This is a genomic window from Paraburkholderia eburnea (assembly GCF_002917095.1).
Lineage (GTDB): Bacteria > Pseudomonadota > Gammaproteobacteria > Burkholderiales > Burkholderiaceae > Paraburkholderia > Paraburkholderia eburnea.
The window spans coordinates 59,939-72,736 of the sequence record NZ_PQGA01000004.1 but is presented as its reverse complement, the minus strand read 5'-3'; the positions used below and the strand labels follow the sequence as shown (position 1 = coordinate 72,736).

27 protein-coding genes are annotated in these 12,798 nt (G+C 60.4%); 20 read left to right on the top strand and 7 right to left on the bottom strand.

Going from position 1 to position 12,798, the window contains the following annotated elements; genetic code table 11:
• Both B0G62_RS10895 and B0G62_RS10890 read right to left on the bottom strand, forming a co-directional pair.
• Positions 1-342: a hypothetical protein gene (locus tag B0G62_RS10895; RefSeq protein WP_146055250.1), complete on the bottom strand. Its 342-nt coding sequence runs from the start codon at positions 340-342 to the stop codon at positions 1-3.
• An 8-nt stretch (positions 343-350) separates the two neighbouring features.
• Positions 351-566, bottom strand: a complete 216-nt coding sequence (locus B0G62_RS10890; protein WP_103704420.1) for a hypothetical protein — start codon at positions 564-566, stop codon at positions 351-353.
• 96 nt (positions 567-662) lie between these two features.
• On the opposite strand from B0G62_RS10890, the gene B0G62_RS10885 reads away from it, so the two are divergent.
• Positions 663-920, top strand: coding sequence for a hypothetical protein (locus tag B0G62_RS10885; protein WP_103704200.1), 258 nt, complete (start codon positions 663-665; stop codon positions 918-920).
• 267 nt (positions 921-1,187) lie between these two features.
• Here the strand turns inward: B0G62_RS10885 and B0G62_RS32675 are convergent, their stop codons facing one another.
• The gene (locus tag B0G62_RS32675) at positions 1,188-1,601 is read right to left on the bottom strand and encodes an SWIM zinc finger family protein (RefSeq protein ID WP_146055249.1); all 414 of its coding nucleotides are present in this window, start codon (positions 1,599-1,601) and stop codon (positions 1,188-1,190) included.
• Positions 1,598-2,014, bottom strand: coding sequence for a hypothetical protein (locus B0G62_RS31900; protein WP_181315570.1), 417 nt, complete (start codon positions 2,012-2,014; stop codon positions 1,598-1,600). Before B0G62_RS31900 ends, B0G62_RS32675 begins: the two co-directional genes overlap by 4 nt.
• A gap of 82 nt (positions 2,015-2,096) precedes the next feature.
• Here B0G62_RS31900 and B0G62_RS10875 point away from each other — a divergent pair, with 82 nt between their 5' ends.
• Together B0G62_RS10875 and B0G62_RS31625 are read left to right on the top strand one after the other, a co-directional pair.
• Entirely contained in the window at positions 2,097-2,360 is a 264-nt protein-coding gene (locus tag B0G62_RS10875) for a transcriptional regulator (RefSeq protein ID WP_103704199.1), read from the top strand.
• 1 nt (position 2,361) lies between these two features.
• A complete protein-coding gene (locus B0G62_RS31625; protein ID WP_167401219.1) occupies positions 2,362-2,877 on the top strand; it encodes a hypothetical protein in 516 nt (171 codons plus the stop codon).
• Here B0G62_RS31625 and B0G62_RS32670 read toward each other — a convergent pair.
• Positions 2,780-3,007 carry a KTSC domain-containing protein gene (locus tag B0G62_RS32670; protein ID WP_167401223.1) on the bottom strand — a complete coding sequence of 76 codons (228 nt, stop codon included), beginning with the start codon at positions 3,005-3,007 and terminating at the stop codon, positions 2,780-2,782. The two genes, B0G62_RS31625 and B0G62_RS32670, sit on opposite strands and share 98 nt — an antisense overlap.
• A gap of 510 nt (positions 3,008-3,517) precedes the next feature.
• Positions 3,518-3,835, bottom strand: a complete 318-nt coding sequence (locus tag B0G62_RS31620; RefSeq protein WP_103704197.1) for a hypothetical protein — start codon at positions 3,833-3,835, stop codon at positions 3,518-3,520.
• 97 nt (positions 3,836-3,932) lie between these two features.
• Here B0G62_RS31620 and B0G62_RS31615 point away from each other — a divergent pair, with 97 nt between their 5' ends.
• The 15 genes from B0G62_RS31615 to B0G62_RS10795 all read left to right on the top strand — a co-directional run bounded on the left by B0G62_RS31615 (position 3,933) and on the right by B0G62_RS10795 (position 10,827).
• Positions 3,933-4,298: a hypothetical protein gene (locus tag B0G62_RS31615; RefSeq protein WP_103704196.1), complete on the top strand. Its 366-nt coding sequence runs from the start codon at positions 3,933-3,935 to the stop codon at positions 4,296-4,298.
• Between the two features lie 263 nt (positions 4,299-4,561).
• Positions 4,562-4,882, top strand: coding sequence for a DNA-binding protein (locus B0G62_RS10855; protein WP_103704195.1), 321 nt, complete (start codon positions 4,562-4,564; stop codon positions 4,880-4,882).
• A gap of 54 nt (positions 4,883-4,936) precedes the next feature.
• Positions 4,937-5,215 carry a helix-turn-helix domain-containing protein gene (locus B0G62_RS10850; RefSeq protein WP_103704194.1) on the top strand — a complete coding sequence of 93 codons (279 nt, stop codon included), beginning with the start codon at positions 4,937-4,939 and terminating at the stop codon, positions 5,213-5,215.
• On the top strand, positions 5,202-5,786 hold the full coding sequence (locus B0G62_RS10845) for an MmcB family DNA repair protein (protein ID WP_146055246.1): 585 nt from the start codon (positions 5,202-5,204) through the stop codon (positions 5,784-5,786). The genes B0G62_RS10850 and B0G62_RS10845 overlap by 14 nt, the downstream gene beginning before the upstream one ends.
• Positions 5,787-5,849: 63 nt before the next feature.
• Positions 5,850-6,197 carry a hypothetical protein gene (locus B0G62_RS10840; RefSeq protein WP_103704192.1) on the top strand — a complete coding sequence of 116 codons (348 nt, stop codon included), beginning with the start codon at positions 5,850-5,852 and terminating at the stop codon, positions 6,195-6,197.
• A 37-nt stretch (positions 6,198-6,234) separates the two neighbouring features.
• The gene (locus tag B0G62_RS31180) at positions 6,235-7,371 is read left to right on the top strand and encodes a hypothetical protein (RefSeq protein ID WP_146055245.1); all 1,137 of its coding nucleotides are present in this window, start codon (positions 6,235-6,237) and stop codon (positions 7,369-7,371) included.
• Positions 7,368-7,616, top strand: a complete 249-nt coding sequence (locus B0G62_RS10830; RefSeq protein ID WP_103704190.1) for a hypothetical protein — start codon at positions 7,368-7,370, stop codon at positions 7,614-7,616. The genes B0G62_RS31180 and B0G62_RS10830 overlap by 4 nt, the downstream gene beginning before the upstream one ends.
• Positions 7,616-8,035 carry a hypothetical protein gene (locus B0G62_RS10825; RefSeq protein ID WP_103704189.1) on the top strand — a complete coding sequence of 140 codons (420 nt, stop codon included), beginning with the start codon at positions 7,616-7,618 and terminating at the stop codon, positions 8,033-8,035. The genes B0G62_RS10830 and B0G62_RS10825 overlap by 1 nt, the downstream gene beginning before the upstream one ends.
• Positions 8,032-8,313, top strand: coding sequence for a hypothetical protein (locus tag B0G62_RS31175; RefSeq protein WP_146055244.1), 282 nt, complete (start codon positions 8,032-8,034; stop codon positions 8,311-8,313). Before B0G62_RS10825 ends, B0G62_RS31175 begins: the two co-directional genes overlap by 4 nt.
• Positions 8,314-8,330: 17 nt before the next feature.
• The gene (locus B0G62_RS10820; RefSeq protein ID WP_103704188.1) at positions 8,331-8,579 is read left to right on the top strand and encodes a hypothetical protein; all 249 of its coding nucleotides are present in this window, start codon (positions 8,331-8,333) and stop codon (positions 8,577-8,579) included.
• 119 nt (positions 8,580-8,698) lie between these two features.
• Positions 8,699-9,226 carry a hypothetical protein gene (locus tag B0G62_RS10815; protein ID WP_146055243.1) on the top strand — a complete coding sequence of 176 codons (528 nt, stop codon included), beginning with the start codon at positions 8,699-8,701 and terminating at the stop codon, positions 9,224-9,226.
• Entirely contained in the window at positions 9,223-9,525 is a 303-nt protein-coding gene (locus B0G62_RS10810; protein ID WP_146055242.1) for a hypothetical protein, read from the top strand. The genes B0G62_RS10815 and B0G62_RS10810 overlap by 4 nt, the downstream gene beginning before the upstream one ends.
• Complete coding sequence (locus tag B0G62_RS10805) at positions 9,522-9,848, top strand: hypothetical protein (RefSeq protein ID WP_146055241.1); 327 nt, start codon at positions 9,522-9,524, stop codon at positions 9,846-9,848. The genes B0G62_RS10810 and B0G62_RS10805 overlap by 4 nt, the downstream gene beginning before the upstream one ends.
• The gene (locus B0G62_RS10800) at positions 9,845-10,051 is read left to right on the top strand and encodes a hypothetical protein (RefSeq protein WP_103704184.1); all 207 of its coding nucleotides are present in this window, start codon (positions 9,845-9,847) and stop codon (positions 10,049-10,051) included. Before B0G62_RS10805 ends, B0G62_RS10800 begins: the two co-directional genes overlap by 4 nt.
• Positions 10,048-10,827: a hypothetical protein gene (locus B0G62_RS10795; RefSeq protein WP_103704183.1), complete on the top strand. Its 780-nt coding sequence runs from the start codon at positions 10,048-10,050 to the stop codon at positions 10,825-10,827. Before B0G62_RS10800 ends, B0G62_RS10795 begins: the two co-directional genes overlap by 4 nt.
• A 110-nt stretch (positions 10,828-10,937) precedes the next feature.
• Here B0G62_RS10795 and B0G62_RS10790 read toward each other — a convergent pair whose 3' ends face one another.
• On the bottom strand, positions 10,938-11,399 hold the full coding sequence (locus B0G62_RS10790) for a hypothetical protein (protein ID WP_103704182.1): 462 nt from the start codon (positions 11,397-11,399) through the stop codon (positions 10,938-10,940).
• A 280-nt stretch (positions 11,400-11,679) separates the two neighbouring features.
• On the opposite strand from B0G62_RS10790, the gene B0G62_RS10785 reads away from it, so the two are divergent.
• The gene (locus B0G62_RS10785) at positions 11,680-11,916 is read left to right on the top strand and encodes a hypothetical protein (protein ID WP_103704181.1); all 237 of its coding nucleotides are present in this window, start codon (positions 11,680-11,682) and stop codon (positions 11,914-11,916) included.
• Positions 11,904-12,581, top strand: coding sequence for a hypothetical protein (locus tag B0G62_RS10780; protein ID WP_103704180.1), 678 nt, complete (start codon positions 11,904-11,906; stop codon positions 12,579-12,581). Before B0G62_RS10785 ends, B0G62_RS10780 begins: the two co-directional genes overlap by 13 nt.
• The last annotated feature ends 217 nt before the right edge of the window (positions 12,582-12,798 follow it).

Sequence of the window (12,798 nt, the reverse complement as noted above, 5' to 3'; positions counted from 1 at the left end):
TCAGGTCCCAGTCGCTTTTGCGATCGCCGCGCGCAGCTTGAAAAGCGCGATTGCTTCTGGATCGGTTGAGCCTTCTATCCAGCGACCGCGTGTGAGGGTTGCTTCGGCGGCGATCGCTGCATCCAGCAGGTCCGGGCATGCAGCGATAAGCAATTGATTGGCGTCGCTCTCCGCACACGTCTGCTTATGGTCGGAGAAGAGAAATCCCCAGCCGATGTACTCGGCGGCGATGATCGTGTGCACCGTATAGCGCTCAGGCTCATAGGCAGGATTCGGTTCAACGGGGAAGAGGTTATAGCCCTCCCACTTCCACGGGCCTGGCGTGTGTTTGAGCTGGGACATAACGAGCCTCACAGGCAGCGCGTGAGAGCGCACGACGTGTCACCGGCCGCGAGGCGATCGGTGTACTGCTGATAGCCGAGCACGAGCAGGTAGACGAAAACCACGCCGAGAACGGCGAAAACATTGCGGGCGGCGCGAAGGGTCCAGCGGATAGCGCGGGCGCCGCGCGCGCCGGCACGGGTGTGTGCGCTGGCGGTGGGGTTGGCTTGCTTTTGCTGGGACATCATTCGCTCCGCTTTAAGGCGGGCGATTCCTTCACGCGATAATGAGAGTGCCGACTCACAAACGGCTTCCATCATCACTTCCAGAAGGAATCACCCATGGACGAAATGGTTGAACTCAAACTTCGCGTCGAGGCGCTTGAAATTGCGCTCCGGGCTGCGCTGAAGCACTCACCGGACGCGGCGAAGGGCGCTCGCGAAGCGCTTCGAGAGAAACTTGATGAGCTTGTTCAGCAGGAGCCGGCTGCTCGCGAGCCGGGGTTTCAGCAGATGGTGCAAATGCAGCCGCCGAGTCCGACTCAGGACGCACGGAAAGCTTCTCTAACAAGGCTTTTAAGGCTGCTTTCCGAGCAGTGAGGTAGCGGCGCTGGACTGCCTCAGGACCTTCGACGGTGTCGGCTGCCGAATAGATGGCAGCCGACAAACGGCGCGCTGCTACGCGTAGCACCCCAGCGGTGCGTGCGCGGAGTGCGTAAAAAACTGGCTGGCGGTCTGACATGCTTCGCTCCGGGTGCGTGTTGCGATCTGGTGGAGCGGATATTACCTATGGGTAAATTTTCAGTCAATACCCGTGGGTAAATTTTCGATCAAAAAAAACCGGCGAAAGGCCGGTATCGATCGGAATCAACGGGTGCCTAGATCTCCTGTTCGGAGCGCGATGCTTACCATCTTTTTTGCCTCAGTCACGCGCCTTTTCGCTGCATCCATAGCGGCTTCGGCCTCCGTAAGCGCAATAGACGCTGCTTCGTACGCGGACCCGGGTATCCAAGAGGAAATTTCGGTCATTGCCGATATTTGTTCCGGGGACGCATCCTCCAACGTGCCGTTTAGCACGCCAATGCGATGTTTGCAAAATTGTCCATTGATACCTGCTGTGCACGTACATGAAGCTGTGAATCCAACGGCCTGTTTCCGGAACGTTACCTCGTATGGCGCCTCAGATGAACCTTGAATGTTAAATACAAATTCGGTCTTCAATTTAGTCCTCGTCGCGATAAGGGCGGAGAGTTCCTGCAGGATGGCTGTTTCGCCACTCATGCAGCACGATTACTTTTGCCGCCGCGCTTGTCCTTCAGCGATCGACTGCTGAGCAGCATCTTTGCGGCACCCAAAAGCTGATTCTTTTCATCGGTAGACATCTCTTTCATAAGGGTCAGAATTTCTGATTCGATTGGATCTAACACTGAAGTGGTGGATTGTGACGCGTGCGCCGTGGCGTCCGGGTCACTTGGGCTGTCCAACCATCCGCGCGGCTTCCCGAAGACGGTCTCGATAATTTCGACGAGCTCCTCGCCAATACGCTTCCGTCCATTCTTTCCGGGTGGGTACAGCATGCGCGTCACGTAGCTCGCTTCGCGCTCGATCCGCCGCGCGAGTTCGGCCGCCGACCCCCCACACATTTCATCGCGAATCCATACCAGTCGCTCGCGTCGTCGGTCGTATTTATCCATTTCGGCATTTCACAAACAATTTACTTCTAGGTAAATGTCCTGTGGGTATTGACTTGTTTTTACCCATGGGTAAAATTCGCCCATGGAAAAGCTTCTTAGCTTCATCAACAGTCTCCGTATCGCAGACCGCACCGCTTTCGCTGAAGCATGTGGAACGACCGTCGGTTACCTCCGAAAGGCGATCAGTACGAAGCAAGTGCTGCGGCCGGAGCTCTGCGCTCGGATAGAAAGAGCATCTGGACGAGCTGTTCGTAGATCTGATCTGCGCAGCGACTGGCGAGAAATCTGGCCCGAGCTTGAGATCTCCGAAGCGGTGATCGATGTGCAGCACGAGGAGGGCGTCTGAGATGCCGAATATTTCCGTGTACGTTCGCAGGTATCTCGATGAACAGCCGCTGTTTGTCGAACCAGTGACTGAAATCCGTGTGGAAGCCGGGCACGACGCGACGCCGGAGATGATCGCCGCTGCGGCGACTGCTGCGGCGTCCGTTGCGGCTAGCCGCTCCCCGATCAAGAAGTCGCGGCTGTTTGTCAGTGGGGCGCGCTTGCCATGTTTGCCGGAAGATGGCGGCGGCATTGCACGCGTGATCCGCGACGCAGACGTGCAGTACGTGATCGACGCCCTGATCCATGCCGGCGCGGCACTGAGTTCACTGCATCGCTTGACGGCCATCGAATGGCCGAACGATCCGCACGAGGAGCGTTTTGAGATCGATAACTCGCGCGTGCGTGCGCTGGTTGATAGCGCGCTCGGCCGGCTCGGTGTCAATCCTCTAAGTGATCTTCCGCTTCGTGATATCCGGCCGGATAGTGCCTCTCCACCTTCGACTGATAGTACGCGTACTTCCGAGGCGACTCGATGAAGCGCTCGTACACGAATGCCGGCACGCGGCGATGGATGTGCACTCTGCCGTCGCGAAATCGTACCTTCATTTGGCGTGTTGCCGGGTCGTACCCAATCTCCGCAAATATGCGCGAGACGACCGGTGTCATGGTCATTGTCAACGGGGATACCCTTCGTCTGGAAGCAGGTGGTGTGGGAACCACTGATTCTAAACGGGGGGTGAATCCCCACCCATTCGCGCCGAAAAAGGAGGGCGCCTGACATGCGCCGATTCGAATCGAAGTTCGTGCGCGTAGTTCGGTGCTCCCCGCGCGACCTGCATCCCGGTGACATGCGACCCACTCGATGGTTTGGGCGCCTGCACCGAAAACCAAATGGCTCGCTTACAAAGCAGCGGAGATCGATCGCGTGGCCGCTAAAGAAAATTTCGCCGGCGATGGCCGAGTGGGTTCCTTGGATGGGTGGCCACGAAGAGATTGATGGATTCCGCGAACGAATGGTCGATCGCATCCGTATGGACGCTGGATTGACAAGCATTCCTTCGATGTACCCCAACGAAAGGGTGGTGAGCGTGCGCTCGCCATGCGATGAAGCGCCTGACTGGGCCGAGATCGTCGCGCAGCGCAACAGGGAAATTGACGGGTTTCGACTGTCCGAGATCAGCCTTCCGTGCTGGGCAATAGCCGAAGCCGCTGCTTCGCCGCGTCGATCCCACGCAAAAACTCGTCTGAGTTTTTGCTGTGCAGCGCTGATGCCGAAAGTCGTTCTATCTCTTGCGATGCGCGTGTTGCGGCGCTTGCGGGGTGCGGAGCCGACCGTATGAGCGCCGACAATGCGGCCTGTGTTCCGAACAGCTGCCCCTCGACGAAATCGAATCGATTGTTTGTGCGCGAGCTGTTTGCGTTGGCTTGCTGGATTGCTTCGGTTATCACCCGTTGTATCTCGGCCAGCCGTTGTTCTATTTCTTTTTCGTCCATGGGGATTCGCCTTCGTGAAGAAGCGGTGCGTGTAGGAGCCACTGATTCTAAACGGAGTATGAATCCCCACCATTTTCAACAGTCGGGGAGCAATGGAATGCGCTGGTTCTACGGGTTGTTCAGTCCCATCGCCGAGATTGCTCTTGGCTGGCTGTGGCTCGTGCGCGGCGTCGATGCTGGCGGCCGGCTCCTGACCCTCTACTGGTGGTGCGCTGTCGCCGCGCTGTTCGGTACCACATTGATTTACGTGTTCGCCCACTGGGTCAGTCGCCCGATTCCGAAAGGCGCGCCCACGCCGCGTGCGGCCCGCTACTTGATGCGCGCGCTGTTCTTCGCACGCGTGATTGCGCAGGTCGCGATCGGCTGCACGTCGCTGGCCGTCCTGTCGCTGACTGCCTGGCTGTTTGCCCGCTTCGCGTTTCTGCTTGCCACTGAAGGCGAGAAGAGCCGCGCGAGCACCTGATTGAAAAGCTGCAACGCCTTGCTGGCGGACGCAGCTCAACGTCAGCGTGATGCCTTCGGTGCGCGCAGCGCTGAAAGGATTCCTAGATCTGCATGCGCCGGCGCGCGGGACATCGCAAGCCGAGCGTCGTTGCAGGAGACGCAGTCGCAGGGAGGCAGAACGGTAGGGCATGGGATCTCGCATATTCGTGAGTGACATGCACCGACTGTAAATAGGAAGGCGTTCAATCGCATTCCTGAATAATTGAATAGGGAGTAACCCTCATGAATGCAGCAGCACAGACGATCGCGATTGCGCCGATGCGCATGCCGATCGTCGAAAAACAACTGCGGGATGCTATCGCAGACCCGAAGAAAAAGCAGGCCATCCTCGAAGCGACGGGGTGGGACGCGTCGATGCCCTCGAAGATCCTGTCGAACACGGCTGGCATCACGCTGGAGCATCTCGACACGCTATTTCGCGCAATCGGGCTCGTGGTGACGACCGTGAGCTACATGGACTATCTCGCGGAAGGCAACGTTATCGGCAGCAACTGCCATTGCGCGCGCATGAACATGGGCGCGTGCGGCGCTGGCGCGCGCTGAGACCGGATCCGTTTCACACGTCTGTCGTTATCTCATTGCCAAGGGTCCCAACGCATGTCTTTTCACCTGTCGAATCTCACCTGGGATATCGAACTGCGCGGGCCTCAGAAGCTTGTGCTGCTGTGTCTGGCCCACCTGAGTGTGCAGAGCACGCGCGAGTGCAGCCCGACGATTGCGCGCATCGCGGTGATGTGCGGAATTTCCGACAGCAGCGTGCGGGACCAGATACGTGCACTGGGCGCGCTCGGGCTGATCGAAGAGCTGCGCAACGGGCGAATCGTGCACTACCGCGTCAATGTCGGCGCGCCGCGAGAAGCCGATGGCGAAGCATGAGAACGCAACTGCTGGCGTCGGAACGCCTGCCGGGCCGCATGCGCGCCAATTCAACGCAGGCCTGATCGAATGCGCCATCCGGCGCCACGTCGATCATCGCGCCAACACCCTGATTCCTGAGGCGTCGATCCGCTATCCGCTCGGCAAGAGCATGGGCGAGTATCGCGCTGATTTCGTCGTGGTCACGCGTGCGGGCTACGCCACCGAGCTCGAGGTGAAGATCTCGCTCGCTGACTGGCGCAAGGATCTCGCGAAGCCGAAGTGGGTGGGCATGCCCGCCTGGATAACGCGATTCATCTACGTCGTGCCCGAGCAGCTCGGCATCCCTGAGTGGGTGCCTGAGCGCGCAGGCATCTGGCACGTCAAGCCCACGCGCGTCCAGTCGACCAGCACGTCGCTCGATGGCTACACGATCGTCGTGGCGCGCGCGCCGCACGTGAACGGCCGCGAAAAGCTGCCTGCCGCTGTGCTCGGCACGTGGCACAAAAACCTCTACTACCGCTACTGGGAGCAGCGCATGGACGCGCAGAGCCGTATCGCGCGTCACATTCGCGAAGGCGTCACATCATGAAGCAGCAGTCATGGCGAAACGCCGTCATCGGTCAGAATATGGTTTTCACTCCAGGGGGAACCGATGCTGACACGCGAGCAAATCGTCGAAGCGCTGAAGCTGGCCGAGCGGGCTGGCATCGTATTAGTCTGCCAGGGCCGCGCGCCGGGCGGGTACGCGACTCGTACTGTATCGGCCGAGGATGTCGCCGCGCACGTCGTTGGAGAGATCAATCTCCCGGCGTTGCTGAACGGTCTCTCGCCCGAGGAATACGAGGAGTGGATCAGGCTGGACGGCGGAGTCCAATGCTACGCGCAAACCAAGGCGAAGCGCCGTTGCGAATGCCTCGCACCGGGCGGTACGCAGCGCAACGCGCAGGCATGGAAGCAACTGAACGAGACGAAGCCGTACTGCACTATTCACGGCGGATAGCCAATGAGTCCGCAGCCCCTCGCAACGGGGGGGCTGCATGAGGGCCGCCGACGTTCTGCGCGAGCTCGGCCGTCCGATCGCGTATTACCCCTTCCTTAGCCGCTATTTGGGCGGCGTCAACGCTTCCGTGTTGTTTTGCCAGATCTTCTACTGGCAGGACAAGGCCACCAGTCCTCTCGGCGTTCATAAGACCGTCGATGAGCTGGAGGTCGAGACAGGCCTGACATACGAGGAGCAACGCGCGGCGCGCACGAAATTACGTGCGTCCGGTGTGCTCATCGAGACGGCCAAACGCATCGAACATCGCACTTATTTCCGCATCGACGAGGACGCGCTTGAGCGTCTTTTGTCCGGCGGGCCGCCCCCGCGCGTGCCGAAGAAGAGAGGGCCGCCTAAATCGGAAAAGTCCACTTCCCCAAATGGGAAAAGTCCATCTCGGGAAATGGGAAAAGACGATGTCGCGGGCGTGGAAAAACCTATGCCGCCGGATGGGGATTCCCCGCCTCGCGGCATGGGTGATCCCCATTCCGTTAACGGTGCAGAGACTACTGCAGAGATTACTTCAGAGACTACAGCAGCAGCAACGCGCGCGAAGCCGCCTGTGGATAACTCGCTGCCGCTGCTGCCTGAAGACGAGAAAACTGAAGAACCGTCGCGGGGCGCCAACGACATCGCGCCGCCCGGCGCTGAAGCGCTGCTGCTCGTGTGGCTCGCCGCGCTGCCGAACGTGGTGATCGACGGCGCTGATCGTGTCCTCGTGCTGACGTGGGTCGGAAAGGGGCTGACGCAGGCGCAGCTGGCGGAAGCGCATCGTCGCGCGGCGGCGCGCCGCGAGAGCGACGAGGACGTGCGCCCGATCTACGCGAAATTCCTCGCACGGTTCGTCGACGAGGTGCTGGCGGGCGCTAGCGCCGATGCTGCGCCGTCCGCCAGCACGCCCGCGCCATGGTGGGAAAGCGACTCGGGCATCAGCGAACAGGGCAGGCGCATGCGCGTCGATCGGCACGGCCCGAACGAGACGACCCCGGACTACCTGATTCGCGTGGCGCAGGCCTCCGGACGCGGCCCGTGGATCGAGCACGTGCTCAAGCGCTGGCAGGGCACGGCCCGCTACCAGAGCGTCATCGAATTCTTCGGCGACCAACTTCTCCCTGTGGACTTCTACGCATCATGATCGACAACCCACTTCGCGGCATGCTCGGCGGCCTCGACATCGCCGTCAATCCGATGCTCGACAACGTGCCGCGCATGCAGACGTCGCCAAAGTTCGCGGCTCTCATGCCGCCCGAGTTCGTCGCCGAGCTCAACGACTGGATGCTGAAATTCTTCGGTACCGAGAGCGCGGTCTACAGGCTGCCGGGAAATCGCCTCGTGATGGGCACGAAGGCATACGCAGCACTTCAGCGCGAGCTGTCCTGATGAGCAACATCATCGACATCGACGAGCTGCGCATACAGCGGCAGCTGAAGCACGAGGCGCGGCCGGCGGCGGATTGCAAGCACATGCACATCGACCTCGACGACGTCGGCTGCATCGTGCGCTGCGCCGACTGCGGCGCGCAGCTCGACGCCTACTGGACGCTCACGCTTTTCCTCGATCACTACGGCCGCGCGCTGCGCAAGCTGAACGAGCGCGAACGCCAGCATGCCGAAGCCCGGGCGCGGGACATCCATCTGACCGCTGCGCAGCGCGTCGAGAAAGCATGGCGCAGCCGGACGATGGTGCCGTGCTGCCCGCACTGCAATGAGGGCATCCGCGCTGACGATGGGCTGGGCGGCACGATGATCAATCGCTCAATCGACGACCGCCGGCGTGCGGCGAAGAAGGGAGGAGCATGAACTGCAAACCTGGTGATCTTGCGTTCGTGATTCGGGACGAATTTCCCGAAAACATCGGGCGTGTTGTCGAAGTGCTTGCGCTCTCACCGCCTGAAGAGGATGACGACGGACTCTATTGGGACGTTCGATTTGTTGGGGCGCCCGGGCCATATTCGGATTGGGATCGTCCAGGCGTGCTGGCGGGATACGACGTTGAATGTTGCTTCCTCGACGGGCAGCTACGCCCGATCGGTGGCATTCCGGTGGATGAAGTTCAATGCGATGAGGTGACCGCATGAACTGCAAGCCGCCATGCATGGCCGTCGTCATCAAATCAGACTTTCCTGAGCTGATTGGGTTGCCGGTCGATGTGCCAGGAGAATCGGTCGATCATCCGGTGCTCGGCTTTTGCTGGGTAGTTCGCCTTCAGCGCCCGATGCTTTGTTGGGACTTCCTCCGCCAGTGCAATACCTATGACGATGTATTGGCCGTCCCGGACTATTGCTTGCGCCCGATCACTGGCCTGCCGCTGCATGACGACCAGCTCGACGAGGTGAAGACGTGAATCGTCGATGGTCTCCGGAAGAGGACGCGCGCCTCGTCGAATTTCATGCATCGACTCTGAGCACCGAAGAGATCGCGCGCCAGTTCGAAGGCCGCACGGTCCCGGCCGTGCAGTCACGCATGAAGAAGCTGAAGCTCGGCGTGCGCACGATCGCGCGTGCGAAGTGGACGCCTGAGGAATACGAGATCCTGACACGGATCTGGTTTGAAGAAGGCACGATGAAAGTCCTGATTGCAAAGAATCTGCCGCACCGCAGCTGGCGGACCACGCTTGAGCACGGACTTTCGATTGGCTTTCGGCCCCGCGGCGCACACGCTCGACGTCATTCGTATTCGTGGGCGACGGAAGAACTGGACCGCGTGCTGGCGGCCGAGCCGAATCTGGCAGTCAGCGAAATCGTTGCGCGCTGCAAAGCCTCGCGCGTGCGCGTGACGACGCTGCTATCTAACGGCCGCGGGAAGTACTTCCGGTCCGGCTGGCGCAACGGCCGTAAGACGCCGCTCTGGTCGCTTGGCCCAGGTCCTGATGTCCAGCCGCCAGCTGCCGCCACTCCCACGGAAATATGCCGTCGCGCGCGCCAGAGAAAGCGCGTGCGCATGGGGCGCATTGACCCTTTTGCGACGCTCGTGCAGCAGGTGGCGGCGTGAAGCATCGCCCGAACAAGCGAGAAAGCGCGCACATGGGGCGCGTCGCGAAGATGGCGTGCATCTGCTGCACGTTGCTCGGCCGCACTCAGGAATCGAAAACCGACGTGCATCACGCGCGCGTCGGGCACGGCGCCGCTCAGCGCGCCGGCGACTTTTGCACGATCCCGCTGTGCCACGACGACTGCCACCAGGGCAGCAACGGCGTGCATGGCGATCAGACGTACCTGCGCATCCTGAAGATGACGCAGATGGACTTGCTCAACGCGACGCTCGAGCGACTCTACGGGGAAATCCGATGACCATGGTGCTGATCACCGACGTGCCGACGCTCATACCGGCCATCTATGGCAAATACCGCAACCGTATTACCTACGTCGCAGGCTATGACGAATATGTCGCGCGCGTGCGTGTCATTCGTCGCAAGAAGCTGGCAGACGGCTCGCTCGATCCGGATCTGGCCGAAGTTGAGGTCTATGTACCAGACGATCGTCGCGCCGGGATCGAAGCGCCGCGCGGCGCATGGGTAGATGCCGAATATTTACGCTGCACCGCACGCCTGAGCAAGAACCGCAAGTCGCTGCGTGACTTCTTCGACTCCGGCGAACTGGAGCGTGCGGTTTGAGCCGCCAGCGCCCCATTCGCGCGTCGCAGACTGATCTCGAAAGTGCGCTCCGAGAGGCTGCGCGCGCTGTGCGCGCCGGGCACCCCGAAGAGACCGTGATGATTTCCGCGTCCGCGCTCTGGCTGTTGAGCGAAACGCTCCACGCGCAGAGCGCGCGCATCGAAGCACTGAAAAACCTGCAACCTGGAAAGGCAAGCCGATGAGCGAAACCACAGAAAAACTGTTCCGCACGCCACAAGACGCTCTCGTGTTCGCGTTCAACTATTCGATGCAGCGCGGGGACCGTCCGCTTGTCGACCGCCTGGCAGCGCCGGCCGCGCGCACAGGCAAAGGGCTTTCTGGGAACGATGGCGCCGGGCAGGCCGGTATGATCCGTCGATTCATTGACGGCTCCGATAGCGTCGATTACTTGAAGGGTCTCTGGGATTGGGCGCGGACGAAGTACAAAAAGACAGAGATCGCTCAGATAGAGGAGGCCGGGGACCGGGGGCTGATCTTTCTGGAGGAAGAGCGGCGCTGCAGCGAAGTCTATGTCGAATTCGAGCAGCTGACGATCGTCGAGAGAGCGGCCATCACCGCGCGGTTCGCGCCCCGTTCATTCATCTGCAACTGCACGCATCCGTGCTGCTCGGGATACACACCGAATCCAGAATGGCAGAAAGCCATCAGCGACTTGACGCAGGCGGCGCTGACGCCGCTCTCTGGCCATCTTTCGCACTACCTCGTACGTCGCAGGCTGGTGGAAGAGGTTTTCGGCGTGAAAGTGAAGCTCGAGCTGCTCGCAGAAAAGTCATCGGTCAGCAAGAACACCATCACCGCACACCGAAAGATCATCCGCGTCTGGCTGTCTGGCCAGAAAGCGCAGCCGGCGAAAGGCGCACGTGAAGCGCAGCCAGCGATAGACGGCGTTGAGTCAGGCGCCCGGAAAAAGATCGACGATCTGCTGTCCAGCACTAAATTTGTGGGCGCGCCCGAATAATTTTCTTGACGATTGGGATTTTTTCTCCCAATATAGCTGCCAATCTGACACTGTGAATAAGTGTCTACAAAGCCCGCATGGTTGTCACCGTGCGGGCTTTTTTGTTGCAATTATTCGTGTCGCGGTAGATCCCCAGCGAGAAACGCGAAGACACGCTCAAGGCGTGTTAATTGAAAGTCAGGCGGAATTCCAAGGCGAATCATTTCGCCCATGTGGGCTGGCCGCGTCAGTGATCCAATGGCTTGGGAGTCGCTTTCGGCAAGATCGCAATAGCGCTTGTGGAGTTCACCATCGTCCAGCGACGCAGCCTGCGACTGTAAATTCTCGTACTTTTGCTTTTGCGCGAGCGCGAGCATGCTCTTTCCACCGGGTTGCCACACAAATGAGTATGTGGATAAGATCGCGAGTACAACGCCAGTTAGAACCGGTGCCGTATTAGCGATGACCGCGGCGCTCAGCACGATCTGCAGAAAGTTGACGATGCGATCCGCCCTCGCGAGCAACATCGCTTGCATTTTCTCAAGTCGGATTGAATAGCCGATTTGAAATTCGGTTTCCGATCGCGTCGTCATCTCGATTCCTCACTTTTTAGGCGGCGGCGGGGGCGGCGGAGCCGGACGCGGTGACACGTGAGTGCGGGCGTCCGACGGTCCTTGGGGAATAGGGGCCGGCCGCGGCGATCGATGATCATACGCGTGCGTCGGCCCACTGGTATTTCCGGGCTTCTTCGACAAAATTTCCTCCAGATAGGGTTTATGGGTCGCGCCAAAATCCTATCATGCGGGCCGACGCGTTCGGCCCGCACCTTTTTGGGCGGTTCATTTTTGCGTGGTTCTCACCCTTGGTGAAACGATGAACAAACCGAAGTCCAAGGGCGCGACTCCGCGCATTGGGGCGAGCGTCATGGTGCGCGTGCCGTTTTTCGCGAAGCCGACTGTCGGCATCTGCGTCGCCGTATTCGATGAAGATCCGGTGGAAATTGCGGTGCAAGCATTTCCGCTCGGCCGCGACTCGCTCCAACTTCCTGCGGTGCCGTTCTTTGCGAGCGAGCCGGACGCAGGCGTGAGATCAGCGGCATGGCCGGCGTAGTCCAGATCTCGGTCAAGTCGAATGTCGACCGCATCGAGCGCAGCCTCGACACGTTTGTCCGCCAGCAGATCCCTTTCGCCACGGCGACCGCGCTGAATGCGCTGGCGCGGCAGGTGCAGCGCGCCGAAGTCGATAATATGCGGACGACTTTTCGCAATCCGTCACCATTCACGTTGCGCTCCGTTCGCATGACGGCAGCACGCAAAACGAACCTTGAGGCGACCGTTTTCGTGATGGATCGCGCGGCTGGCTATCTCATTCCGTATGAAGACGGCGGCGTTCACAAGTTGCCGGGGCCGGCGCTGTTCAATCCCAAGGACATCGACCTGAACCAGTACGGACAATTGGGGCGCGGCATCATGGCGAAGCTGCGCGGGCGCAAGGACATTTTCATCGGCAAGGTCCAGACGAGTCATGGCCCGATCAACGGTGTCTGGCAGCGTCTCGAAATTTCCCGGTCCGGCGGCGTGCGCCGTAAGCGCGCTGGACAAGGAAGCCTATACGACAAGGATCTGGGCGCGCTCAAACTGCTCATCCGCTTCGGCGATGCGCTGCCAGTCCGCCAACATCTGAATTTCGAGCTGCGCGCCTACCAGATTGTCAACATGGGGTTCCGTCGAGAGTTCGGCCGTGCGCTCGGCAAAGCGATCGCCAGCGCCCGATAGCTCTGACAGGCCAATCTCGATGACTGCATTTCGCATTCAGATCCAGTGCCTCCGCAACGACTAAGGCGCTTGCGTGCGCGAAGGCAGCGGCTGGCTGAAGGTGGCGCGGTGGAGGGCGACCGGCGGCTCGAAGGCCCGTACCTTACAGGGTCCTTCCAGGGAGGTCCCAAAACGCGGGCATTGCGCGCGCCCGTTTTTCCCGTTCCTTTGACCAAAA